Annotated in this window: 22 protein-coding genes and 1 tRNA gene; 14 read left to right on the top strand and 9 right to left on the bottom strand. The window is 68.0% G+C overall.

Going from position 1 to position 23,853, the window contains the following annotated elements; genetic code table 11:
• Nucleotides 1-17: 17 nt before the first annotated feature.
• A complete protein-coding gene (locus DMB37_RS41005) occupies nt 18-185 on the bottom strand; it encodes a TetR/AcrR family transcriptional regulator C-terminal domain-containing protein (protein WP_206055017.1) in 168 nt (55 codons plus the stop codon).
• A 35-nt stretch (nt 186-220) separates the two neighbouring features.
• On the opposite strand from DMB37_RS41005, the gene DMB37_RS26840 reads away from it, so the two are divergent.
• A complete protein-coding gene (locus tag DMB37_RS26840; protein ID WP_135235040.1) occupies nt 221-622 on the top strand; it encodes a Dabb family protein in 402 nt (133 codons plus the stop codon).
• 7 nt (nt 623-629) lie between these two features.
• Here the strand turns inward: DMB37_RS26840 and icmF are convergent, their stop codons facing one another.
• The gene (gene icmF, locus DMB37_RS26845; RefSeq protein WP_135235041.1) at nt 630-3,848 is read right to left on the bottom strand and encodes a fused isobutyryl-CoA mutase/GTPase IcmF; all 3,219 of its coding nucleotides are present in this window, start codon (nt 3,846-3,848) and stop codon (nt 630-632) included.
• 234 nt (nt 3,849-4,082) lie between these two features.
• Between icmF and DMB37_RS26850 the strand changes: the two genes are divergently transcribed.
• From DMB37_RS26850 to DMB37_RS26900, 11 genes are all read left to right on the top strand, one after another.
• Nucleotides 4,083-5,111 carry a hypothetical protein gene (locus DMB37_RS26850; protein WP_135235042.1) on the top strand — a complete coding sequence of 343 codons (1,029 nt, stop codon included), beginning with the start codon at nt 4,083-4,085 and terminating at the stop codon, nt 5,109-5,111.
• Nucleotides 5,108-6,151, top strand: coding sequence for a hypothetical protein (locus DMB37_RS26855; RefSeq protein WP_135235043.1), 1,044 nt, complete (start codon nt 5,108-5,110; stop codon nt 6,149-6,151). The genes DMB37_RS26850 and DMB37_RS26855 overlap by 4 nt, the downstream gene beginning before the upstream one ends.
• Before the next feature lie 44 nt (nt 6,152-6,195).
• Nucleotides 6,196-7,011 (top strand): hypothetical protein, encoded by an 816-nt coding sequence (locus DMB37_RS26860; RefSeq protein ID WP_135235044.1) that lies wholly within the window; start codon nt 6,196-6,198, stop codon nt 7,009-7,011.
• Nucleotides 7,012-7,033: 22 nt separating this feature from the next.
• The gene (locus DMB37_RS26865; RefSeq protein WP_135235045.1) at nt 7,034-7,987 is read left to right on the top strand and encodes a hypothetical protein; all 954 of its coding nucleotides are present in this window, start codon (nt 7,034-7,036) and stop codon (nt 7,985-7,987) included.
• A gap of 215 nt (nt 7,988-8,202) precedes the next feature.
• The gene (locus tag DMB37_RS26870) at nt 8,203-9,147 is read left to right on the top strand and encodes a DUF2157 domain-containing protein (protein WP_135235046.1); all 945 of its coding nucleotides are present in this window, start codon (nt 8,203-8,205) and stop codon (nt 9,145-9,147) included.
• Between the two features lie 189 nt (nt 9,148-9,336).
• Nucleotides 9,337-10,836, top strand: a complete 1,500-nt coding sequence (locus tag DMB37_RS26875) for a CoA-acylating methylmalonate-semialdehyde dehydrogenase (protein ID WP_135235047.1) — start codon at nt 9,337-9,339, stop codon at nt 10,834-10,836.
• A 3-nt stretch (nt 10,837-10,839) separates the two neighbouring features.
• Nucleotides 10,840-11,979: an acyl-CoA dehydrogenase family protein gene (locus DMB37_RS26880; RefSeq protein WP_135235048.1), complete on the top strand. Its 1,140-nt coding sequence runs from the start codon at nt 10,840-10,842 to the stop codon at nt 11,977-11,979.
• Nucleotides 11,976-13,037 (top strand): enoyl-CoA hydratase/isomerase family protein, encoded by a 1,062-nt coding sequence (locus DMB37_RS26885; protein ID WP_135235049.1) that lies wholly within the window; start codon nt 11,976-11,978, stop codon nt 13,035-13,037. Before DMB37_RS26880 ends, DMB37_RS26885 begins: the two co-directional genes overlap by 4 nt.
• A complete protein-coding gene (mmsB, locus tag DMB37_RS26890) occupies nt 13,030-13,929 on the top strand; it encodes a 3-hydroxyisobutyrate dehydrogenase (RefSeq protein WP_135235050.1) in 900 nt (299 codons plus the stop codon). The genes DMB37_RS26885 and mmsB overlap by 8 nt, the downstream gene beginning before the upstream one ends.
• 76 nt (nt 13,930-14,005) lie before the next feature.
• Nucleotides 14,006-14,191: a DUF6374 family protein gene (locus DMB37_RS26895; RefSeq protein WP_135235051.1), complete on the top strand. Its 186-nt coding sequence runs from the start codon at nt 14,006-14,008 to the stop codon at nt 14,189-14,191.
• Between the two features lie 122 nt (nt 14,192-14,313).
• A complete protein-coding gene (locus DMB37_RS26900) occupies nt 14,314-15,141 on the top strand; it encodes an enoyl-CoA hydratase (protein WP_305036211.1) in 828 nt (275 codons plus the stop codon).
• A gap of 53 nt (nt 15,142-15,194) precedes the next feature.
• On the opposite strand, the gene DMB37_RS26905 is transcribed toward DMB37_RS26900, so the two are convergent.
• Both DMB37_RS26905 and DMB37_RS26910 read right to left on the bottom strand, forming a co-directional pair.
• On the bottom strand, nt 15,195-16,253 hold the full coding sequence (locus DMB37_RS26905) for an Hsp70 family protein (RefSeq protein WP_135235052.1): 1,059 nt from the start codon (nt 16,251-16,253) through the stop codon (nt 15,195-15,197).
• A gap of 126 nt (nt 16,254-16,379) precedes the next feature.
• Entirely contained in the window at nt 16,380-16,931 is a 552-nt protein-coding gene (locus tag DMB37_RS26910; RefSeq protein ID WP_135235053.1) for a MarR family winged helix-turn-helix transcriptional regulator, read from the bottom strand.
• Nucleotides 16,932-17,185: 254 nt separating this feature from the next.
• On the opposite strand from DMB37_RS26910, the gene DMB37_RS26915 reads away from it, so the two are divergent.
• Nucleotides 17,186-17,260 (top strand) — tRNA-Cys (locus DMB37_RS26915).
• 19 nt (nt 17,261-17,279) lie between these two features.
• Here the strand turns inward: DMB37_RS26915 and DMB37_RS26920 are convergent.
• The 5 genes from DMB37_RS26920 to DMB37_RS26940 form a co-directional block, all read right to left on the bottom strand.
• Nucleotides 17,280-18,341, bottom strand: a complete 1,062-nt coding sequence (locus DMB37_RS26920; RefSeq protein ID WP_135235054.1) for an ABC transporter ATP-binding protein — start codon at nt 18,339-18,341, stop codon at nt 17,280-17,282.
• Entirely contained in the window at nt 18,338-19,891 is a 1,554-nt protein-coding gene (locus tag DMB37_RS26925; protein ID WP_135235055.1) for an iron ABC transporter permease, read from the bottom strand. Before DMB37_RS26925 ends, DMB37_RS26920 begins: the two co-directional genes overlap by 4 nt.
• A 2-nt stretch (nt 19,892-19,893) precedes the next feature.
• Complete coding sequence (locus DMB37_RS26930; RefSeq protein ID WP_135235056.1) at nt 19,894-20,913, bottom strand: iron ABC transporter substrate-binding protein; 1,020 nt, start codon at nt 20,911-20,913, stop codon at nt 19,894-19,896.
• A gap of 119 nt (nt 20,914-21,032) precedes the next feature.
• Nucleotides 21,033-22,391, bottom strand: coding sequence for a metallophosphoesterase (locus DMB37_RS26935; RefSeq protein ID WP_135235057.1), 1,359 nt, complete (start codon nt 22,389-22,391; stop codon nt 21,033-21,035).
• Between the two features lie 195 nt (nt 22,392-22,586).
• A complete protein-coding gene (locus DMB37_RS26940; RefSeq protein WP_135235058.1) occupies nt 22,587-23,180 on the bottom strand; it encodes a hypothetical protein in 594 nt (197 codons plus the stop codon).
• A gap of 260 nt (nt 23,181-23,440) precedes the next feature.
• On the opposite strand from DMB37_RS26940, the gene DMB37_RS26945 reads away from it, so the two are divergent.
• Nucleotides 23,441-23,812, top strand: a complete 372-nt coding sequence (locus DMB37_RS26945) for a hypothetical protein (protein ID WP_135235059.1) — start codon at nt 23,441-23,443, stop codon at nt 23,810-23,812.
• The last annotated feature ends 41 nt before the right edge of the window (nt 23,813-23,853 follow it).

The following is a 23,853-nucleotide window of genomic DNA, read 5'->3' on the forward strand; positions in this document are numbered from 1 at the left end:
CCGCGCCGGACCCGAATTCAGTGGGATCCGTACGCGGACAGGAACTTGTGGATGGCGGCCTCGGCGATATGCCGGAGTTCGGCATCGGAGACCGCGCGGGTACCGAGCTTCGACCGAGCATCCAACGGCGCGGTCAGCAGGGCGAGCAATCGTTCAGCGGCCTGCGCCGGGTCGGTCGTCCGCAAGCTGCCGGACAGGGTGAGGCGGGCCAGGAGGTTCCATGATTGTTCACCTGCTGCGCTTCGGTTTTCGCGACGAGACGACGGACGAGCAGAAGGCGGAGGTGCTCGCGACGATGCGGCGGACCGCGTCGGTCGAATCGGTGTCGTTCGCCACCGTCGGCCAGAATCTCGGCGATGTCTCCGAGGGGCTGACGCACGCCTACTGCGTGGGGATCGAGGATCTGGCGGCGCTGGAGCGGTACATGCACGACCCGGTCCACCTCGACGGCGATCCGCAGATCATCCCGCACGTCGCGAAACTCGCGATCGGGCCCGATGTTTCCGACGCACCGGATCCCGCGTTGCGCGCGAAGATCATGGCGTTGCACGAGGCGAAGTTGCAGAAGTACCCGGAGCGGGCACGCCTGATGACGACCGTCCCCGAGGTGCGAATCCTCTGAGTAACCCTCAGACGTTGCGGCGGTATTGGCCGCCGACGGTGAAGAACGTGTCGGTGATCTGCTGCAGGGTGCAGACGCGGGCGGCGTCCATCAGTACCTCGAAGATGTTGTCGTCGGTGCGGGCGACGGCTTCCAGGCGGGCCAGGGCGGCGTGCGCGGGGTCGCGGTGCCGGTGCTGGAATTCGCGGACCCGGCTCAGCTGGGACTGCTTTTCGGCCTCGGTGCCGCGGGCCAGCTCGATGTCGTGCTTCGGCTCGCCGTGCGGGTTGCGGAAGGTGTTGACGCCGATGATGGGCAGCGAGCCGTCGTGCTTGCGGTGCTCGTAGCGCATGGACTCGTCCTGGATCTTGCCGCGCTGGTAGCCGGTCTCCATCGCGCCGAGTACGCCGCCGCGCTCGCTGATCCGGTCGAACTCCGCGAGCACCGCCTCTTCCACCAGGTCGGTGAGCTCGTCGATGAGAAAGCTGCCCTGCAGCGGGTTTTCGTTCACCGCGACGCCCCACTCCCGGTTGATGATCAACTGGATGGCCAGCGCACGGCGCACCGACTCCTCGGTGGGGGTGGTCACCGCCTCGTCGTAGGCGTTGGTGTGCAGGCTGTTGCAGTTGTCGTAGATGGCGATGAGCGCCTGCAAGGTGGTGCGAATGTCGTTGAAGCTCATCTCCTGTGCGTGCAGCGAGCGGCCGGAGGTCTGGATGTGGTACTTCAGCTTCTGCGAACGATCGTTGGCACCGTACCGATCGCGCATGGCGACGGCCCAGATGCGGCGGGCCACCCGGCCGATCACCGAGTACTCGGGATCCATGCCGTTGGAGAAGAAGAACGACAGGTTCGGCGCGAAGTCGTCGATCTGCATCCCGCGCGCGAGATACGCCTCCACATAGGTGAATCCGTTGGCGAGGGTGAAGGCGAGCTGACTGATCGGGTTCGCGCCGGCTTCGGCGATGTGATAGCCGGAGATGGAGACCGAGTAGAAATTGCGAACACCGTTGCGCACGAACCATTCCTGGATATCGGCCATCATGCGCAGGCTGAACTCGGTGGAGAAGATGCAGGTGTTCTGGCCCTGATCCTCTTTGAGGATGTCGGCCTGCACCGTGCCGCGCACCGTCGCCAAGGTCTTCGCCCGGATATCGGCGGCCTCGTCGGCGGTCGGCTGCCGTCCCTCGGCGGCCGAGAAGCGTGCCAGCGCTTGGTCTATCGCGGTATTGAGGAAGTAGGCCAGGATGGTGGGGGCGGGCCCGTTGATGGTCATCGACACCGAGGTCGTCGGCGCGGTCAGGTCGAAACCGTCGTAGAGCGCTGTCATGTCGTCGAGCGAGGCGATCGATACGCCGGAGGTGCCGACCTTGCCGTAGATGTCGGGGCGTTCCGCGGGATCGTGGCCGTAGAGAGTGACCGAGTCGAACGCGGTGGACAGCCTCTTCGCGTCGGAATGTTCGCTGAGCACCTTGAAGCGACGGTTGGTGCGGAACGGGTCGCCTTCACCGGCGAACATTCTGGCCGGGTCCTCGTTGTCCCGCTTGAACGGGAAAACACCAGCGGTGAACGGGAAGCGGCCCGGCAGGTTTTCCGCACGCAGGAAACGCAGCAGCTCACCGTGATCGGTGAACCGGGGCAATGCGACTCGTGGAATCGAGTTACCGGACAACGTCTCCCGGCGCAGCGGCGTACGGATCTCGCGGTCGCGCACCCGCACCACCTGCTCGTCGCCGCGGTAGGACTCGGCGATTGCGGGCCACTCGGCGAGTAGCGCGGTGTTCTCGGGGGTCAGCTCGGCCCGCGCGGTCGCGGCCAGTTCGGCGACGGCCTGGTCGTCGGGCAGTTCGGCCGCTACCTGCTCGATACGTTGAACCCGCTGTGCCGCAAGGATTTGCGCGGCGGTGGTCGCGTGGTAGTCGCGCACTGTCTCGGCGATCTCGGCCAGGTAGCGCACCCGGGACGGCGGGATGATCTGCGCGAACCGGGTGGACACGCGGGTATTCACCCGGGGCAGTGCCCCTTGTTCCAACCGCAGGCCACGCTCGGAGAGCAGCCCGGCCAGGTGCTGGTACAGCGCCGTGACACCGTCGTCGTTGAAAGTCGCCGCGCTGGTGCCGAAGACCGGCATGTCCTCCGGTGCCGCGCTGAAATCCGCGCGATTGCGAATGAGCTGGCGCGACACGTCCCGCAGTGCGTCGGCCGCGCCGCGGCGCTCGAACTTGTTGATCGCCACCACATCCGCGAAATCCAGCATGTCGATCTTTTCGAGCTGGGAGGCGGCGCCGAACTCCGGAGTCATCACATACATGGACACGTCGACGTAATCGGTGACCGCGGCGTCGCCCTGGCCGATGCCCGGCGTCTCCAGGATCACCATGTCGTATCCCGCTGCCTTGCAGGCGGTCACGATCAGGTCGATATTGTCCGGCAGTTCACGCCCGCCCCTGGTGGCCAGCGAGCGGAAGAAAATGTGGTCGCCGTCGAGTGCGTTCATCCGGATGCGGTCGCCGAGCAGCGCACCGCCGCCGCGGCGCCGGGTCGGGTCGACCGCGAGAATCGCGACGCGCAGCTTGTCCTGCTGGTCCGACCGCAGCCTGCGCACCAATTCATCGGTGAGCGAGGACTTTCCGGAGCCGCCCGTACCGGTGATGCCGAGTACCGGCACAGTGCGCGCGGCGGCGGCCCGGGTCAAGGTCTGCCGGTCGCTGTCGGTCAGGGTGTTCTGCTGGATACAGGTGATGGCGCGGGCCAGGGCGGCGCGCTCGCCGGCCAGCACCGCGTCCAGCACCGGTGGTTCGGTGGCGAGGTCGATATCGCAGGCCCGGATCAGCTGATTGATCATGCCGGGCAGGCCGAGTCGCTGTCCGTCTTCGGGGGAGAAGATGGTGACGCCGCATTCGGCGAGCCGCGCGATTTCCTCGGCGACGATAACGCCGCCGCCACCACCGAATATCCGGACGTGCTCCGCCCCGGCCTTTTTCAGCGCGTCGGCGAGATATTCGAAGTATTCGACATGTCCGCCCTGATACGAACTGACCGCCACACCCTGCGCGTCCTCGGTGAGCACCGCGTCCACCACTTCGCTGACGGCGCGGTTGTGACCGAGGTGAATCACCTCGGCGCCCTGCGCCTGCAGGATGCGCCGCATGATGTTGATCGCCGCGTCGTGCCCGTCGAACAGCGCGGCGGCGGTCACGAAACGGACGGGGTTGGTCGGCGTATGAAGCGCGCTGCTGTCGGCCACGGGAGTCCTCCGGCGAGTCCAGTTGGCGCCCGATACTAGGACGTCAAACTAATCCTACGGTGATGCCCATCACAGCGCCAGGTGCCACTCGGCCGGTCGATGACACGAAGTCGGCTGCGGGGTTGCGCTCACCGTGAATGCAAAGGGCGACAGCAGGCCGCGCGCCGAGTTCCGATGGGACGCGATGCCCTAAATCCGAAATCCATCTGCACAAATCCACCAAAAGGACGATCCATGGGACGGAACTCTTATCGGCTCACCGCCGCGGTAGCCGCCCTCGGCCTGTCGATAGTGGCCGCGCCGTTCGCACACGCCGAACCCGCACCGCTCAACGGTCTGTTCGCGCTGGCCCCCGGCGTCTGCTCGGGCGGCGCGGTGACCGGCAGCTTCTTCCGGATGATCCTGCCGACCGGCGACGCGGGCGGTCCCTACCTGGCCAACAGCGACTCCGCCTGCAGCGACCAGACGGTGACCACGCTGTCCGCGGGCAGCGACGGCGGCCTGGTCAGCGGGAGTTATCAGCCGCAGCCCGCCGCGGCGTTCGACGGTGCGGGCAATGCCCAGTCGGGCCGGGTCACCACGCCGGTCCGCTTCTACGGCGTAGATTTCGCCACCGCGACCAACCCCACCGACCCGCAGACCGGGGGCGGTACCGCGGTGCCGCAGTTGTTCTCCGACGGTGGGCAACTCTCCGGTGATCTGAGCAGTCTCGGGGTCACCTGGAACAACCAGGTGTTCAACCAGGGTGCGCCGAAACCGGGCGGCGGGCTGCCGGGCAAGACCAGCCCCGTGCACGGCACCATCGATGGCGCGGGCAATTTCGTGATCGAGTGGACCAGTCAGATCGTCGGCGGTCCGTTCAACAACTTCACCGGGCTGTGGCATCTGGCCGGTCAGTATCGCGGCGGCAGTGTGCCGCAGGCGGCACCGGCGGCGGCACCCATCGCCGCTGCGCCCGGTGCTCCTGGGGCTGCTGCTCCTGCGGCACCGGCGCCCGGCGTTCCTGCGGCGGCTGCTCCACCGGCCGCCGGCGCGCCGGCCGCTGCTCCGGCGGCCGGAGCTCAGGCTCCGGTCGACGCCGCGGTGCCGATGGCCCAGGCGCAACCCGCGCGCACCGATCCGGTGCTCGCCTCGAAGACCGTCGAGGTTCCGCGCGGACGGCACACCCCGGCCTGGGTGGTGCCGACGCTGTTCGTGGTCGCGGTCGCGGCGGCCGGGGTGTTCTTCAACGCGGACCGGATCGTCCGTCGGCAACGGCAGTGACCACCGTGTCGGGGCTGCCCGCCTATTCGGAGTTCGTCTCGAATCCCGAGGCCGCACCGCCGCGGCCGTTGCGGCGGTGGCCGTTCGTGCTGATCATCGTGCTCGGCGCGCTACTGGTCCTCGCCCCGATCGGCACCGGCATGTTTCCGCGAGCGGTCAAGGGGGAGGCGATGATCGACGCGTTCGAGCCGTACATGACGCGGTCGAGCATCGACGGCTACCGGCACGACCTACAGGTGCTCGACGACGCCCGGACCAACGTCATCACGCTGCAGCAGCACGGACAACAGCCGGGCAGCTATCCGCGCGTCGACCAGTTCGTCCGCGACTACCCGGAGATCGGCTATCACATGTCCGGGATGATCGGCGCGATCGACGACAACCGGCACAACTACGAAAAGCTCGCCGCGGTACCACCTTTCGGCACCTTGCCGTGGCTCCTCGCGTTACCCGGCGCGATTCTCGTCGGCGCCGGGGTGCTCGGCTTCCGGCGCGCGCAGCAGGGTAAGCAGGCGCTGGTCTGGCGCTCGGCCGCGGCGCTCGCCGCCCTCGGGCTGATCGCGGTGCCGCTGCTCGGCGGACTGTTCCCGGCCTCGCCCGCAGCGCAACCGCTGATCAACGACCTGGGCCCGATCCTCACCCACGACGAGGTCCGAAAGTTACAGGGCTACTTCGTCACCCTCGTCGCGGCCGACGGCGAGCTCAACAGCCGATACACCGCGGACGTCCGGACGGCACACCCGGAAGCCGACCTCACCGGCATCACCACCCTCGAAACTCGGTGGCAGCCGATGACTTCCCGCTTCGCCGCCCTCATCGGCGCGATGAACGACAACGTCCGCAACTTCGATGCCGTTGTCGCGCTGAACGACTCGACCCGTCCGCTCGGCTTCGGCGCGTTTCGCGGGCTGGGTTTCTGCTATCTGGTGCCGGGCATTTTCGCGCTCGCCGCCACGGTGGAGGGCATTCGGCTGCCGGGTCGCGCGCCGGCCAAGCGTGCGGCACTGCGACCGAATCCCGTTGGCGGTGCCCGGAAATGAGAACGCGAGTCACTTGGCCGACTGAACGTAGGAGGGGATCCGGTATGAGCCCACGCAAGATGATCGCCGCGACAGTACTGGCCGCATTGGCGTTGGTAGTGTCCGGCTGTTCCGGCGGCGCCGACGCGCCGACGTCGAGTGGGCCCGAGCCACTGGTCGGATTGCTGCGATTCACACCGGGTTCGGTGTCCGGGGACAACGTCGCCGGTACCTGGTTCCGGATGGTGCAGCCGGGCGGCACGCCGGAGAAGGGCCCCTACATGCCCAACGGCGATTCCCTCGCGCAGGGCGGGTCGACCACCTTGCTCGAGCCGGGCACGGCGGGCGGCCTGCGCATCGGCGGATACCAGAGTGAACCGAAACCCGGCTTCGCACAGGGGAATTCGCTGTCCGCGTCGATCACCAAGCCGACCAAGTTCTTCGCCGTCGAGTTCGGCATCTCCACCAACCCGGTGGACCCGCAGACCCAGCGCCGGGTGCCGCCGCCGACAGTGACGAACGACGGCGGCAAGCTCACCGCGGACGTGTCCGCCTGGGCCGCCTCCTGGAACGACCAGGAGTTCAATCAGGGCGCGCCGAAGCCGCCGGAGAAGCAAGACGCCCAGGTGGCGGGTGCCGAACAGGTGCAGAAGGTGTGGGACTGGGTCGCCAAGCAATGGTTCGACAAGCCCACCGCCGACGCCGCCCAGGGCCCCTCGGCCACCGGCACCTACGACGCGAAGACCCGCAAGTTCACCCTGCAGTGGACCAGCCTCATCGTCGGCGGACCGTTCAACGGGTTCACCGGGGTCTGGCACCTGGAGGGTGTGTTCGAACCTGCCGCGGCCGCACCGAATTCCTCTGCGGCGCCGGTCAAATAGACATCAGAAGGAGTACGGTCCGATGAGTTCTCGCACGACGACCCGGCCTGCGCTCGCCGGTGCCATCCGCGCGGTGGCCGCGCTGACGGTCATCGGCAGCGCCGTCGCGGTCACCGCGCTGACGGTCGATCAGGACGATGAGGTCACCAGCGTGGTGATCACCCAGGAGCAACCGGCCGCCGCCGCGCGATCCGCCGCGCCCTCGGTTCCGGCGGGGACGTCGGCGCCGCAGGCACCCGCGCCGGGTGCGCCGGCTGCGGCCACACCTGCTCCCGGCGGGCCGGCGCCCGCCGCGTCGGTGCCGCTCGGTTCGGGCGGTGCGCCCGCCGCGGTCGCCATCAATCCCGGTGCGGGCGCTGCGAATGCCGGTGCGCCGAACGGCGCTGTCCCGTTGGGCGCGGGCACGCCGAACAGCTCGGTCCCGCTCGGCGGCGCGCCGAACAGTTCCGTTCCGCTCGGCGGCGCGGGCGGTGCGAACCCATTCGCTGCCGCCCCGCTCCCGGCGCAGCCCGCCTGCCCGCTCGGCTGGCCCGCGCCGAAGCAGCAGGGTGGTCTCGCCTCGCTGATCGGACTGGCTCCGCTGGCGGGCCCGTTCTCCTCGGAAGCCTTTGCCCTCGGCTCGGTCTACCAGCCGATCCTGCAGCTGGCGGGCCCGGTGCTCGCCGAGGTCGCCCCCGTCCTCGCGCGGTACCAGCCGGCGATCGACCCGTTCATCACCCAGGTGCAAGGCGTGGAAGCGGTTGTCCTGCAAGCGATCCTGCCGTACTACGGCCCCTACCGCGATCAGCTGATCGCCGCCGAGGGTGAACTCGCCAAGGTGCTCGCCCCGATCCTCACCCGCGCCTACAACAGCGAGATCGCCTCCTGCTTCGTGGCCTGGCAAGGTCAGATCATCGACCAGGCAAAGGGCGGCCACATCACCGTGGCCTCGCTCGCGCACCCCGGCACCGTGGTGGAGCTCGGCCCCGAATCCTGATCTCGCAGAACCTAGGAGCGGCCCGATCACTGGTCTTCGTGTGCCGACCCGGCACCGTGTCGAACCCGCCCCCGCGGCCTCACAATCGGGGGCATCGACCCGGTCCGGTGCCTCGTGTTGCCCCGGGCCCGAATTCGCTGAACAGATCGTGCGCGGGTGGCGCGTCGAATCGACGATCTCCGGTGGGTGGGGCAGCAGCCGGACATAATGGGGCGATGGCGACACACCAGAGGTTGGCTGTGCGGAAGCTGGTCGAGCAGGGTGTGCTGACCGAGGCGCAGTTCGAGGCGGTGATGGGCGCGCTGGCCGCGCACGAGCCGCGGCCGCGCGGGAAGATTCTCGCGGAGATCGCGGCGTACATCGGTGCCGGGTTGGTGTTCTGCGGCATCGCACTGGTGATCGGGGCGTCGTGGGACGATCTCGCGCGAGGTGCGCAGGTGGCCCTGCTGATCGCGGTATCGGTCGGACTCGTCCTGGGCGCGATCGCCGTGGTCGGTGGGCCGTCGAAATTGTTCGACCGGGATCCGCACGGTTCCCGGATTCGGCTCGCCGGGGCTTTGCTGGCGCTTGCCGCGGGGTCGGTGACGGGGGCGGTGGGCACCGCGCTGGACGACGGCTCCGCCGATGCGGGGTCGTGGGCGGCGCTCGCCGGACTGGTCGCCGCCGTGCTCGGCTATATCGCGATACCTTCGGTGATCGGCATGCTCGCCTGCGGCATCTTCAGCGCGTCGGCCATCCCGGTGGCGCTCGACGAAATGTTCGGCGTCGGCGACCTCTGGGTGGGCCTCGGCATGCTCGTGGTCGGCGGAGTATGGTTCGCGCTCAGCAGGATCGGCGCGTTCGTCGAGACCTGGCTGGGGTACGCGATCGCGGTCGGGATCGCGCTGGTCGGCGCGATTGTCGTCGATTCGGACCATCGGCCGTGGGCGTTCCTGCTCAGCGGGCTGGTGGCCGCCGTCTGCTTCGTGTTGTTCGCGCAGCAGCGTTCGACGGTGCTCGTGATCGGTGGCGGTCTCGCGGTCGCCCTGGCGACCGGTCAGGCGGTGACCCAGTGGACCGACAGCGTCCTCGCCGTAGCGGTCGCTGTGCTGGTGATCGGGGCGGTTGCTCTAGGAGTCGGCTCGTATGTGCTCACCAGATCGCCGAAGCCGTCGGACTAGAGCCGGGCCCTCCTCGAAGTCTGCCCGAATAACAGGCTGAAACCCCTGGTAGACCGCGTGCCCAGGGTATCCGGGCATCTCATGTACGACGTGGGATGAATCACACTCACTAGATACGTGGACGTCCAACTATAGGATGACCGCATACCGCGCTGCGGTGTCACGGTCGGCTACCAGAACAGGACTGGCATGGTTCGCGAACTCACTCACTTCATCGGCGGGCAACACGTCGCGGGTACCTCCGGCAACTTCGGTGACGTCTTCGACCCGAATCTCGGCCAGGTGCAGGCGCGGGTGCCGCTGGCCAGCACGGCCGAGGTGCAGGCCGTCATCGCGAATGCCGAAGCGGCGCAGCCGGTGTGGGCCGCGTTCAACCCGCAGAAGCGGGCGCGGGTGCTGATGCGGTTCCTGACGCTGGTGCAGGACGAGATGGATTCGCTTGCCGCACTGCTTTCCGCAGAGCACGGCAAGACCATCGCCGACGCGAAGGGCGATATCCAGCGCGGCCTCGAGGTGATCGAGTTCGCCGTCGGCGCGCCGCACCTGCTCAAGGGCGAGTACACCGAGAGCGCGGGGACCGGCATCGACGTCTACTCGATGCGCCAGCCGCTCGGCGTCGTCGCGGGCATCACCCCGTTCAACTTCCCGGCCATGATCCCGCTGTGGAAGGCGGGCCCGGCGCTGGCCACCGGAAACGCGTTCGTGCTCAAGCCCTCCGAGCGCGACCCCTCGGTGCCGCTGCGGCTGGCCGAACTGTTCCTCGAGGCCGGGTTGCCGCCCGGTGTGTTCAACGTGGTCAACGGCGACAAGGTGGCCGTCGACGCGCTGCTGCACGACCCGAGGATCAAGGCCGTCGGCTTCGTCGGCTCCACCCCGATCGCGCAGTACATCTACGAGACCGCCACCGCGAACGGCAAGCGCGCCCAGTGCTTCGGCGGCGCCAAGAACCACGCGATCGTCATGCCGGACGCCGACCTCGACGACGTCGCCGATCAGTTGATCGGCGCCGGTTACGGTTCCGCGGGCGAGCGCTGCATGGCCATCTCGGTGGCCGTGCCGGTCGGCGAGGAGACCGCGGACCGCCTGCTGGCCAAGCTCACCGAGCGGGTGCACAAGCTCAACATCGGCCGCTCCGACGACCCCGGCGCCGACTACGGCCCGCTCGTCGGCAAGGACGGCGTGGACCGGGTGCACAACTACGTCCAGATCGGCATCGATGAGGGGGCCGAGCTGGTGGTCGACGGCCGCGGCGTGACGGTCGAGGGTGCCGAGGACGGATACTTCGTCGGCGCAACGCTTTTCGACAAGGTCACTCCCGAGATGCGGATCTACAAAGAGGAGATCTTCGGTCCGGTGCTGACCGTGGTCCGGGCCAAGGACTACGAGGAAGGCCTGCGCCTGGCCAACGAGCACGAATACGGCAACGGCGTCGCGATCTTCACCCGCGACGGCGACACCGCCCGCGACTTCGCCGCTCGCGTGCAGGTGGGCATGGTCGGCATCAATGTCCCGATCCCGGTGCCGATCGCGTACTACACCTTCGGCGGCTGGAAGCGCTCCGGCTTCGGCGACCTGAACCAGCACGGCCCGGACTCGTTCCGCTTCTACACCAAGACCAAGACCGTCACGCAGCGCTGGCCTTCCGGCATGAAGGAAAGCAATGCCTTCGTGATCCCGACGATGGACTGACGAATGTTCATCCTCGACGACGACGAGAAAGCGATCAGCGACACCGCCCGCGGCTTCGCCGACGAGTTCCTCGCGCCGAATGCGCTGGAATGGGATGAGCAGAAGCACTTTCCGGTCGATGTGCTGCGCAAGGCGGGCCCGCTCGGCCTCGGCGGCATCTACGTCCGAGAGGATGTCGGCGGCTCGGGCCTGCGCAGGCTCGACGCCGTGCGCATCTTCGAGCAACTCGCCACCGGGTGCCCGGCCATCGCGGCCTACATCTCTATCCACAACATGGCAACCTGGATGATCGACAGCTACGGCGACGACGCCCAGCGCCATCGCTGGCTGCCGCGGCTGACCTCGATGGAGCTGCTGGCGAGTTATGCGCTGACCGAGCCCGGCGTCGGTTCGGACGCGGCGGCCTTGAGCACCAAGGCCGTCCGCGACGGCGACGACTACATCGTCAACGGCGTAAAGCAATTCATCTCCGGCGCGGGCGCCACCGACGTGTACGTGGTGATGGCCCGCACCGGAAGCCCGGGCGCACGCGGTATTTCGGCGTTCATCGTGCCCGCCGATACGCCGGGTCTGTCCTTCGGCGCCAACGAGCGGAAGATGGGCTGGCACGCCCAGCCCACCCGGCAGGTGATCTTCGAAGACGCGCGGGTTCCGGCCGCCAACCTGCTCGGCGCGGAGGGCGACGGCTTCCGCATCGCGATGAACGGCCTCAACGGCGGTCGGCTGAATATCGCCGCCTGTTCGGTCGGCGGCGCGCAGGCGGCGCTGGACAAGACGGTGCCGTACCTGGCGCAGCGCAACGCGTTCGGCGCACCGCTGCTGAACAACGATGCATTGCGGTTTCAGCTCGCCGACATGCGAACGGAGTTGGAGGCCGCCCGCACCCTGCTGTGGCGGGCCGCGGCGGGGCTCGACGCCGACGCGCCGGACAAGGTCGAGTTGTGCGCCATGGCAAAGCGATTCGCCACCGACGCAGGCTTCGAGGTCGCCAACAAGGCGCTGCAACTGCACGGCGGCTACGGTTACCTGGCCGAATTCGGCCTGGAGAAGATCGTCCGGGATCTGCGGGTACACCAGATCCTCGAAGGCACCAACGAAATCATGCGGGTGGTCGTCGCCCGCGCGGTGGTAGGAGCGGCATGACCAGCGAACCCGAAGTTCTGCTCGAGAAGCGCGATGGGCTCGGGCTCATCACGCTGAACCGGCCCAAGGCTATCAACGCGCTGAATCATTCGATGGCCCTGGCCATCAGCGAGGCGCTGCACGCCTGGGCCGCCGACGACGAGGTCCGCACCGTGGTCGTCACCGGTGCGGGGGAGCGCGGCCTGTGCGCGGGCGGCGACATCGTCGCCATCCACACCGACGCGACCGGCGGTGCGGCTGGCGCGGATTCGCCGACCGGGCGCTTCTGGCGCGACGAGTACGTGCTCAACGCGCTGATCGGCCGTTACCCGAAGCCCTATGTGGTGGTGATGGACGGCATCGTGATGGGCGGCGGTGTCGGCCTGTCCGGCCACGGCAGCCACCGGATCGTCACCGAACGGTCCAAGATCGGCATGCCGGAGGTCGGGATCGGCTTCATCCCGGATGTCGGTGGCACCTATCTGCTTTCGCGCACACCCGGCGAGCTCGGCACGCACGTCGCGCTCACCACGGCACGGATGAACGCAGGCGACGCTATTGCGGCCGGCTTCGCCGACTACTACATCACCTCCGAACACCTTCCGGCGCTGCTGGATACGCTGCGCACCGAGACGGCCGAGATCGCGATCGCCAAGTTCGCCTCGGCCGCACCGGCTTCCGGCCTGCTCGCCCAGCAGGACTGGATCGACGCCTGCTACGGCGCCGATACCGTCGAGGAGATCGTCGCCCGCCTGCAGGCGCACGAGGCACCGGAAGCGGCCAAGGCCGCCGCCGACATCCTCACGAAATCGCCTGTCGCGCTCAAGGTCACCTTGCGTTCGTTGCGTTCGGCACGGTCCGCGCCGAACCTGGAGGCGGTGCTGAACGAGGAGTACCGGGTCTCCATCGCGGCGCTGGCCTCAGCCGACCTGGTGGAGGGCATCCGCGCGCAGGTGATCGACAAGGACCGTAACCCGCAGTGGTCGCCGGCGATGCTCGCCGACGTCACCACCGCACAGGTCGACGCATACTTCGCCGAATTGGGCGATCAGGAACTGGGTTTGGTGAGCAATGACTGAAAAGATCGGATTCCTCGGACTCGGCCACATGGGTGCGCCGATGGCGGCGAACCTCGTCAAGGCCGGATATGAAGTGCTGGCCTACGATCCGGTGCCCGCCGCGCAGGAGCAGGCCGTCAAAGACGGCGCCACCGTGGTGGGTACGGCCGCGGAAGCGGCGGACGCCGGTGTGGTGATCACCATGCTGCCCAACGGAAAACTCGTCCTCGACGTGTACGCCGAGCTGCTGCCCGCCGCCAAGCCCGGCACCCTGTTCATCGACTGCTCCACCATCGACGTCGCCGACGCCAAGTCGGCCGCGGTGCTCGCCATCGGCGCGGGCCATCGCGCTCTGGACGCCCCGGTGTCCGGCGGGGTCGCGGGCGCGGCGGCGGGCACGCTGACCTTCATGGTCGGCGGCGGGGCCGAGGACTTCGCCGACGCGCTGCCGTTGCTCGAGGTGATGGGCGGCAAGGTGGTGCACTGCGGCGGCTCCGGCGTCGGCCAGGCCGCCAAAATCTGCAACAACATGCTGCTCGGTATCTCGATGATCGGCCTTTCCGAAGCCTTGGTCCTCGGCGAGAAGCTCGGCCTGACGCACCAGTCGTTCTTCGACGTCGTCTCCACCGCGTCGGGCCAGAGCTGGGCGCTGACCAGCTACTGTCCGGTCCCCGGCCCGGTGCCGACCAGCCCGGCCAACAACGACTACCAGCCGGGTTTCGCCACCGCCCTGATGAACAAGGATCTGGGTTTGGCCGCTAACGCGTTGCGCGAGAACGGCATCGACGGTCAGTTGGGCCTACTGGCCGCCGAGATCTACAACCGGTTCAACGAGTCCTCCGGAGGCCGCGACTTCTCGGCCATCGTCACCGAGATCCGGGAACGAAGCGTCGGCCCGAACGCGGACGCCTGAGGCCGCATCGCACCGACTCCGACGCAAATGTTGACACGTCTCGAACATGCGTTCGACTCGAGGTATTGTTCGGGCCGTGTCTCCACTTTCCCGCCAGGACTGGGCCAGGATGAACCTCGAACAGGTCCGTGACCAGCTGCTCGACGCGGCCGCGTTCGGCAAGTACCTGCCGCCCGAGCAGCTCGAGCACGCGGCCGGGAAGATCGCCGAGGGGCTGCGCGTTTTTCAGGAACTGACGAGCGACCGGGATGGGCCCGGATAGTCAATCATGTTGTAGTGCAACAACTTTAAAGCGCCACCGGGACGTTGCCGAAAGGGTGTAATGCCCCTTTCCTGTATCGTCACCGATATTCCTGACCACCCCGACCTAGAAGGTGCCTGAAAATGGATGCATCGCGTAGCGATTCGATGGGGGGCGGCGGCCGGGCGACGGGCGGGCCCGAGTTCGAGACGATTCTGCTGGAGCGTAAAGGCCGGGTCGGCTGGATCACGCTGAACCGCCCGAAGGCGCTCAACGCACTCAATGCCCAGGTCCTCGATGATGTCATCGCCGCACTGGACGAACTGGAGCGCGACGACGAGGTCGGGGCCGTGGTCATCACCGGGTCCGAGCGCGCGTTCGCGGCCGGCGCCGACATCAAGGAGATGCAGCCGAAGTCGTATATGGACATGTTCCTCAACGACTACTTCGCGCGCTGGGACCGGCTCGCCCAGTTCCGCAAGCCGACCATCGCCGCGGTGGCCGGGTACGCCCTCGGCGGCGGCTGCGAGCTCGCCATGATCTGCGACATCCTGATCGCGGCGGACACCGCGAAGTTCGGGCAGCCGGAGATCAAGCTCGGCGTCATCCCCGGCATCGGCGGCTCGCAGCGGCTCACCCGCGCGGTCGGCAAGGCCAAGGCGATGGATCTGGTGCTCACCGGTCGCAATATGGACGCGGAGGAGGCCGAGCGCGCCGGCCTGGTATCGCGCATCGTGCCCGCCGCCGACCTGCTCGACACCGCACTCGAGGTCGCCGAGACGATCGCCTCGATGTCCTTGCCGGTCACCATGATCGCGAAGGAGTCGGTCAACCGTTCCTTCGAGACCACCCTCGCCGAGGGCCTGCGCTTCGAACGACGAGTGTTCCACTCGCTCTTCGCCATCGACGATCAGAAAGAAGGCATGACCGCCTTCGTCGAGAAGCGTCCCGCGAAGTTCACCAACCGCTGATCCGTGCTCGCCCGGCAGAATAGCTATCCACTTAACCGGGAGAATTCGGCGCTCTAGCCGAAGCTGGACGACGACGGTCCGACGATGTCCATCGGCGTCGGCGGGACACCGTGGGTGGGTTCGGCCGAAGAGTTGTCCATGGCAAGGATTCCCGCGATCGTCGCGCCGAGCGCCGCGGTCACCGCGACCGCGGCGATCAGCTTGCGGCGGTCCACCGTGCCGTGCGCCAGCGACGCGGACAGTGCCGCACCCGCCCGCACGCGTGGCATCCGCACGTCGCCGCTGTGCCGCTCCGCGGCGAGCAACACCGCGCCGCGGGCCGAGACGTAGTCGGGTTCCGGGTCGTAGATGATCGGCAGGTCGATCAGCTCCGCGAGCTCCTCGCGGATGCTCGGGCTGCGCGTGCAGCCGCCGAGCAGCACCATCGCGTCGGGCTGCACGCCGCTCTCCTCGATGAGCTGACGCACGAACGAGGCCGAGTGGCGGATGCTCGCCGCGCACAATTCGGCCAGGTCACTGCGGGTGACCACCTCGCGGTCGCCGGAGATGGGGTCGATCGCGGTGACCACCCGCTCGCTGCTCAGCGCCTCCCGATGCCTGCGGCTGGTGAGCTTGTCGGTGAGCACGCCGCCGCGGGCGAGCTGCCAGCGCAGCAGCGCGTCGTAGCCGTCGCCGCCGAGCACCGTGCTGCGTTTACCGGCCAGGATGGTGTCGTTGCGGCAGTCGGCGTGCGTGATGGTCAGCCCGGACGTGCCCAGGTCGTAGAGCAGCACGGTGCCCTCGTCCGGCAATTGGCCGGTGAAGCGCAGGTAGCGCAGTTGGGCAAGCGGTTCGTCGACGATGGTGAGGCGATTGCGGCCCGCGCTGGTCCGGATGGCCTCGGCATGCAGGGTGCAGCGGCAGGTCACCGCGGTTCCGGTGATCAATTCGTCGCGCCGGTCGGCGGCGCCGCGCATCTGCCGGATGGCCTCGAAAACGGGTTCTTCGACGCCGCCACCGGCGCGTCGGGGCACCTCGCAGCGGTCGATCGGCGGGAGGTGCGGCTGATCGGAGTGTGTCAGCATCGCGCGCGCGCCACCAGCGCCCGCCGATACCCCCAAGACCAGCACCATGATTTACATGGTGAACCCTTTTGCGCCCGCTGCCAAGACGACGGGGCGGGAAATTCGCTAGTTGGATGCCGGACCGTTACCCCGTGGTCGTTCAGGGGGTGTATTGAACCGTCCAGTACGTCTGTCTCATTCGGGCTGGGCCGTGGACCAGCGGGCTTGCTCGCCGCCGGTGTCGAAGTCGCCTGCGGCGTGTCGGAATTCCGCCAGCAACTGCAGCAGCGTGTGCAGCCGGTCCGGTGCGAGACCGGGCAGCGCGAAGACCTTCGTATTCAGTTCCTCGGTCGCCTGCGCGACCAATTCCCTTCCGGCGGCGGTGATCTCGATCAAGGTCGCGCGCCGGTCGGTGGGGTGCGGCACCCGCTCGACCAGCTTCGCCGCCTCGAGCCGGTCCACCGTGTTGGTCACGCTGGTCGGGTGCACCTGCAGCCGGGCGCTGGCCTTGGCCATCGGCAGCGCGCCGGTCTTGCTGAAGCTCAGCAGCATGAGCAGTTCGTACCGGGAGAAGGTCAAACCGGTTGGTTTCAGCGCCTCGTCCACTCGGGCCATCACGATTTGCTGGGCGCGTACCAGCGAGGTCACCGCGGCCATGCCGTCGGCCACGTCCCCCCAGCCGTGGTCGACCCACTGGCGATGGGCCTCCTCGATCGGGTCGAGCGGAAGCGGGCGTGGCCGAGACATGGTCCGATCATTCCATGCGTGCTCGGAATCGGGCCGCATGCTCGGAATCGAGGCCGGTGCTGCGAATCGAGCCCAGTGGCATGAGCTGGCCCAGTGGTTTTGAACCGAGTCCGGTGTTCGGCGTCAGGCCCGTGCTTTGAACCAAGCCCGCAGCTTTGAATCAGGCACGCGCTTTGAATCAGGCGCGGTGCTTCGAATCAGGCTGAGCGCAACGGTGTGGCCGGAAGTCCGCGCACGGCACTATCAATCGTGAGGCGGGCGTGGCTGAGTGGTTGAGGCAACGGTCTGCAAAGCCGTTTACGCGGGTTCAATTCCCGCCGCTCGCTCCATCGGGGTTCGAGGGTCGCCTCAGGCGGCAACGCTCGGTTCGGCATACGCCACAGCCGAACCGAGCACCTCGAGCCGTACGCGCCGGCCCGCGGCAGGCGCCGCCACACTGGCCCGGCGCACCCGTACCGCGTCACTGCGGCCGTCCAGTGCGATGGTGAGCATCACGTCTGCACCACGGAACTCGACATCGCGCACCACTCCGCTGTCCGGCTCGCCTGCCGAAACTTCATGGGCGACAAGCTGTTCCGGGCGAACCATGATGGTGGCCTGTCCGGTCGGCGCGCCATTCTGTACGGGAATCCGGCCGAGCACGCACGTCGCCACGTCGCCGTCCACCACCGCGTCGAGCAGCACGCAGTCACCGAGGAAACGCGCGGTGAACAGGTCCTTCGGCGCGGCGTAGACCTCTTCCGGCGCGCCGACCTGGGTGAACCGGCCGTCGCGCATCACCGCCACCTGCTCGGCGAAGCACAGCGCCTCCTCCTGATCGTGGGTGACCAGGATGCTGGTCATGCCCGCCGCGCGCAGGGTGTCGGCGACGGCCTGCCTGGTGGTCGCGCGCAGACCGGCATCGAGTGCGCTGAACGGCTCGTCCAGCAGCATCACGTCGGGCTTGCGGGCCAGAGCTCGAGCGAGGGCGACGCGTTGCTGCTGTCCGCCGGAGAGCTGGTGCGGGCGGCGCTCGGCGTAGGACGGATCCAGCGAGACCATGTCGAGCAGTTCGTCGACGCGGTGTTTGCCGTTGCGCCGTCCGTAGAATCCGCCGCGCAGTCCGTACGCGATGTTCTGGCCGACGGTCAGATGCGGGAACAGCGCGCCGTCCTGCGCGACATACCCGATGTTGCGCCGCTGGGGCGGCACCGAGAACCGATCGCGGGCAACGGTTTCCGAGCCGATCGCGACCGACCCGGCGTCCGGTGCCTCGAACCCGGCGATCACCCGCAGCAGCGTGGTCTTGCCGCAGCCGGAGGAGCCGACCACCGCGGTCGAGGTCCGGTCCGGCACCTCGAGGGTGATCCCACCGAGCACCCGATGGTGGCCGAACGTCTTCGACACCTCGGCAACGACGAGCTCACTCATATTCCGGCCGCCTTCCGCGATTGCGTGAACAGCAGATAGGTCACCGGCACCGCCGCGATGATCATGATCAGGGCGTAGGGCGCGGCGGCCGCGTAATCCAATTCCCCGGACAGCGACCAGAATCGCATGGCCAGCGTGCGAGTTCCGTTGGGCGCCAGCAGCAGTGTCGCGGTCAGCTCGGTCGCGACGGCGACGAAGACCAGCGCGCCTGCGGCGGCCGCGGCGGGGGCGGTGAGCCGCAAGGTGATTCGGGCGAAGGTGACCGGACCGGACTTGCCGAGCGACCGGGACACCTCTTCCAGCCCGATCGGCACCTGCGCGAGCCCGGCCCGCACGCTCACCAGTGCGCGGGGCAGGAACAGCAGCACGTACGCGGCGACCACCATGGTCGCCGTCTGGTAGAGCGGGGGAGCCCAGCGGATGGTTACCGTCACCATGGCCAGCGCGATGACGATGCCGGGCAGTGAACTGGTGATGTAGTTGGCGCCCTCCACCATTCGGGCGAACACCGAGGTGGAGCGCACCGCGATCCAGGCGACCGGGAAGGCGCACAGTGTGGTGAGCAGCGCGGCCACCGCGGCCAGCGCGACGGTCTGGCCGAGCGCCTCGCCGAGCTCGGTGAAGTCCCATACTTGCGCGCCACCGATGCGCAGCCAGCGCCCGATGGTCCACAGCGGAACGCCGAGCGCACCGGCGGTCACCACGGCGAGCGCGGCCAGCACCGGAATCGTGCTCGCGCCCAGGCGGATTCGGGCGGCTGCGCGCGGTGCGCCGCTGCCGATCCTGGCGTAGCGGCTGCGGCCACGCACCGCCGCCTCGCTTGCCAGCAGCACCAGGCAGCAGAGCACCAGTACACCCGCGAGCATGCTGCCCGCGGGGCCGGCGAAGCTGGACTGGTACTGCTCGAAGATCGCGGTGGTGAAGGTGTCGAAGCGGACCATGACGAACGCGCCGTACTCGGCGAGCAGGTGCAAGGCGATGAGCAGTGCGCCGCCGAGAATGGCCAACCGCAGCTGCGGCAACACGATTCGCGCGAACACCGCTACCGGCCCGGACCCGAGCGCCCGCGCGGATTCCTCCACCGCGGGATCGAGGCGGCGCAGCGTGGCCGCCGCGGGCAGGTACACCAGCGGGAAGTACGACATGGTGGCGATGACCACCCCGGCCGAGAGACCGTGCATGGTGGGGAAGGCGCTGACCCAGGCGTAGCTGTTCACGAACGCGGGAACCGCCAGTGGAGCCGCGAATATCGGCCCCCACCATGCCTTTCCGGGCACGTCGGTGCGTTCGACCACCCAGGCGAGGCCGACCCCGAGCACCACGCAGATCGGCACGGTGCACACCACCAAGCCGACCGTATTACGCAGCAGCTGACCGACTCTGGGGCGGAATACCAGGTCCGCGGCCTGGCTCGGTCCGGTGGCGAAGATCTCGGACACGATGTAGCCCAACGGCACGAACGTCGCCGCCACCAGCAGCAGGGCGACGGTCGTGACGAACGGTCCGGGTCGACCGACCCGGGACGAGGCGACAGCGGTCCGGACGGCCACGGCTAGAGCAGGCCCGCCTCGGTCATCAGCGCGGTGACCTTCTTGGCGTCCAGCTCGGACGGATCGACCGGGGGCGCCTGCAGGTCGGCCAGCGGCGGCAGCGCCGGATTGGCGGCCACACCACTTGCCACCGGGTACTCCATCGAATCGCCGTCGCGCAGCACCTCCTGGCCCGCCTTACCGGTGATGAACGCCAGGAACTTCTGCGCCGACTCCTGCTTCTTGCTCGACTTCAGCACGCCACCACCGGAGATGCTGACGAAGGCGCCCGGGTCCTGCTTCTTGAAGTAGTGCAGCGCGGTGTGGCTGCTGCTCTCCTTGGTCTTGGCCTGATCGCGGTACCAGTAGTAGTGGTAGATCACGCCGCCGTCCGGGCTGCCCGCGTCGACCGCCTTCATGGTGGCCACGTTGTTCGGGAACGGCGTCGCGTTCTCCTTCATGCCCTTCAGCCAGGCGCGGGTCGCGTCCTCACCCTTCAGCGCGAGCAGGGCGGCCACGATGGCCTGGAAGTCGGCGCCCGAGACGCCCGCGCCCCAGCGGCCCTTCCACTGCGGCTGCGCGAGGTCGAGCAGTGAGGCGGGCAGCTGGTCGGCCGCCACCTTGTCCTTGTTGTAGACGAAAACCGTTGAGCGCGCGGCGACTCCGGTCCACTTGCCGGTGGACGGGCGGAACTGCGCGGGCACCTGATCCAGCGTCGGCTTGTCCACATCGGCGAACAGGCCCGCGTTCTCGACCAGTGCCATGGCGGGGGAATTCTCAGTGAGGAATACGTCGGCGGGTGAGGCGGCGCCTTCGGCGACGAGTTGGTTGCCCAGTGCCGTGTCACCGCCCTGCCGGAGCGTGACCTTGATACCGGTCTCTTTGGTGAACGCGGCCACCCATTCCTTGGTCAGCGATTCGTGCTGTGCGTTGTAAACGGTGATCTCTTGCGTGTCATCCGATGAATTCGAGCATGCCTGTAGGCCGAGCGCCGCTACCGTGACGGCCAGTACTCCGGAGATCGTTTTCCATCCGACAGGCATCGGTTCGGTCCTTCCGCTGGAATTCCTCATGTTGATGAGGCTTACCTAAGCAACATACCGCGTCCGACGTGCGCGGATGATATCGGTCCGGCAGCGGCGTTTCCGGAATTTCCAGCCGGTCAGCGCAGGCCCGAGAAATCCCGCAGGACAACGTGATTACGGTCGGCGGTGGTGCCGAGCGTGTAATCCGGGAGCAGGCCGAAGTATTCGGACCTGGTGGTCGCGCTCCAGCGCCGGGCCGCGTCGGTCCGGGTTTTGTAGAAGTTGAGCATGTAACCGCCCTCGTACAGGCGGAGCAGGCTGTAACCGCCCGGATATTCCTTCACCGCGGCCACTTCCAGGAATTCCACGGCGCAGGCGGCATCGGGGCGGGTGCGGCGATTTCGGTGGGTATGTCCGCTGTGGTGCAGGAAAACGCCGGGGGAGCGGGTGTACAGGGCTTGGAGTTCGGCGCCGTCGCGGCCGTTGAGCACGAATCCAGGTCCCGCGAGATTGGTGAAGCCCGATTCGGCGGTGACCGGGTGGTGGCCGAAGACCAGGGTGGGGCGGTCGGGGTCGGCGCGCAGTCGCTCGGCGAGCAGGTCGAATTGTGGTCGGTCGATGGTGCCGCCGGAGCCGTCGAGTTCGCTGGTGTCCAGGCCGAGCAGGCGCAGGCCGCCGGTCACGTGCTCGATCAGCTGCTGGCGGGGGGTGAACGCCTCGGCCCAGCAGTCGTGGTGGTCGGCGGGCGCGGGCTGGCAAATCGCGTAGTCCGGGCCGACGTGGGGGCGATCGTGGTTGCCGCGCACGACGAAGTAGTCGGTACCGAGCGCACCCCAGGTGTCGAGATGGGCACGCACGGCGGTCGCGTCGTTCAGCGACGCCTCATTGGTGAGGTCGCCCGCGATCAGTAGTCGCTCGGCGCCGCGGTCGGGGCGGCGCAGATCGTCGAGCAGGGCACCCAGCATCACCTCCGGGTACGGCGGAATGTCCTGGCGGACGCCGGGCGGCACGTTGGCGACCAGCAGGCCACTGACCTGCTCGCCGTAGTGCACGTCGTTGGCGAGGGCGAGGGTTTGCAGTGGGCGGCCCGGCGGCGGCACCAATGTGGTGAATTGGCCGGTGGATTCGGGGGTTCCCGGGCTGAGGGTGGTCAGCGAGAGCGCCGGAATCGCGCGTACGCCGTTGGACCACGCCTCGAAGCGGTAGGTGCGGCCGGGTTCGAGGCCGTCGATTTCGGCGTAGTGGAACGGTGTCGGCTGCGGGTCGGCGTGCACCGGAATCGGGGCACGGGCCGAATCGGCCGGGGCCAGCAGAACTTCCGCGTCGGCATCCACCGGTGTCAGCCGTCCGGCGGCATCGGGCGCCACCGTAGTCCAGGTGATGATCACCGATCGGTCGGTGATCGTGACGACCTCCAGGTCGGTGGCGATCAGCGGATGTGGTTGGGCGCGAACTGTACTCGGGCGCGCGAAGGGCAGCAGGGTGGCAAGACCCATGGCGCCCAGCACGGTTCGCCTGGATGGTCCGCAGCACGATGTGCGTGCGGTCCGCTTGCTCATGACGCCATCCGGCTGGTGCTCGATTCCGTCATGGATGTGGCACGTGACGTCTCGCTCATGACTCTGCCTCGCGGGCATGCGGTTTCGTCATACGCGCGCTCGGTCGTGTCACTCATCGGCGCCGGCGCGGCGTCAATTCTTGGGCGAGCTCGCGGAGCAGACCTTCCACTTACCGTCTTCCTTCTTCAGGTGTTCGGTGGTGCTGGTGTCGGTGTCGGGAGCATGACCCGGCACCTCCAGGGTGAGTGTGCCGAGGATGTGCGCGGTCGCGGCCGCACCGTCGATCGCGATGTCTTCGATCTTATCGATGGTCACCGCGACCGTCGCCGACTCGAACTGCTGCTTCTGCTCCTCGGGCAGCGTGTCGAACTCGGCCCGGTCATCCGCGCACGCCTTGGCCGCGGCGGCCCGGAAGCCTTCGGACTCCAGCGTGTCGTAGAAGTCGTGGATGGCCACCTCGATCCGCTTGTCATCGGAGGCGAGCGGGCCCTTGCCCTGCGCTGTCAGCACGGCGCCGAGTACCACCGCGCCGCCGAGTGCGAGCAGTACCACCGCCACCAGGCCGACGATCAGGCCGATCTTGCTCCTCCGTGACGGCTGAGTGCCGGCAGGCGGTGCATATCCGGCCTGTGGGTCACCCGGCGGTGGCGGATAGGAGGTGGGCTCCTCGGGCTGCTGCGGATACTGCGGTTCCTGCGGCGGTTGCCCGCCCGGCGGATAAGTCATCGTCTCGCCTCCGTCAGCCCCCTTCGGCTTCCTCGAGGTTACGGCAAGCGTGTGCCCGGTCGCGTGAAAAGGTGCGCTGACCGTGGCATCGGCCGTTGTCTCGGCATGTCGTTCGTGGCGTGCGAAATGCCCTCCGGATCCGAGCAGTGCCGAAGGTCGAGGGGGCGTTGCGTGTCCTGGTACCGGGCGGGCGGTCTGCGGACTTATATTTGCCGGGTGCGGATGACCGCCCATATTTGTTCGTGCAGAGGGAGATTCGAATGCGCAGATTGATCGGCATGTCCGTTTTCGGCGTGGGTTTGCTGGCGATCGCGCAGGGTGCGGGAATCGCCGGAGCCGACCCGGCGCCTGCCGGGCAGGGCGTGTTGCGGGTGCAGGCCGCGACCACCGGTGCTGAACCGGCCGCTGTCGCGGGCGTTCGAATCGGCGTCACCACCTGCGCCGCAGGCCCGATCCTCACCGCCCTGACCACCGGCCCCGACGGCACCGCCGCCACCAACCTCGCACCCGGTTGCTACCTGGCCCAGTTCACCTCGGTTTCCGGCTGCGAACCGAAGAGCACGACCTCGGTCAAGGTGGACGTTATTCCGGACGCTACGCAGACCGCCGCCTTTCAATTCAGCTGCGCCTGAACGACGCACGACGGCTTTACCGCGTGTCCGCAGTGGTACTG

It is taken from the genome of Nocardia sp. CS682, from assembly GCF_004634405.1.
GTDB lineage: Bacteria > Actinomycetota > Actinomycetes > Mycobacteriales > Mycobacteriaceae > Nocardia > Nocardia ninae.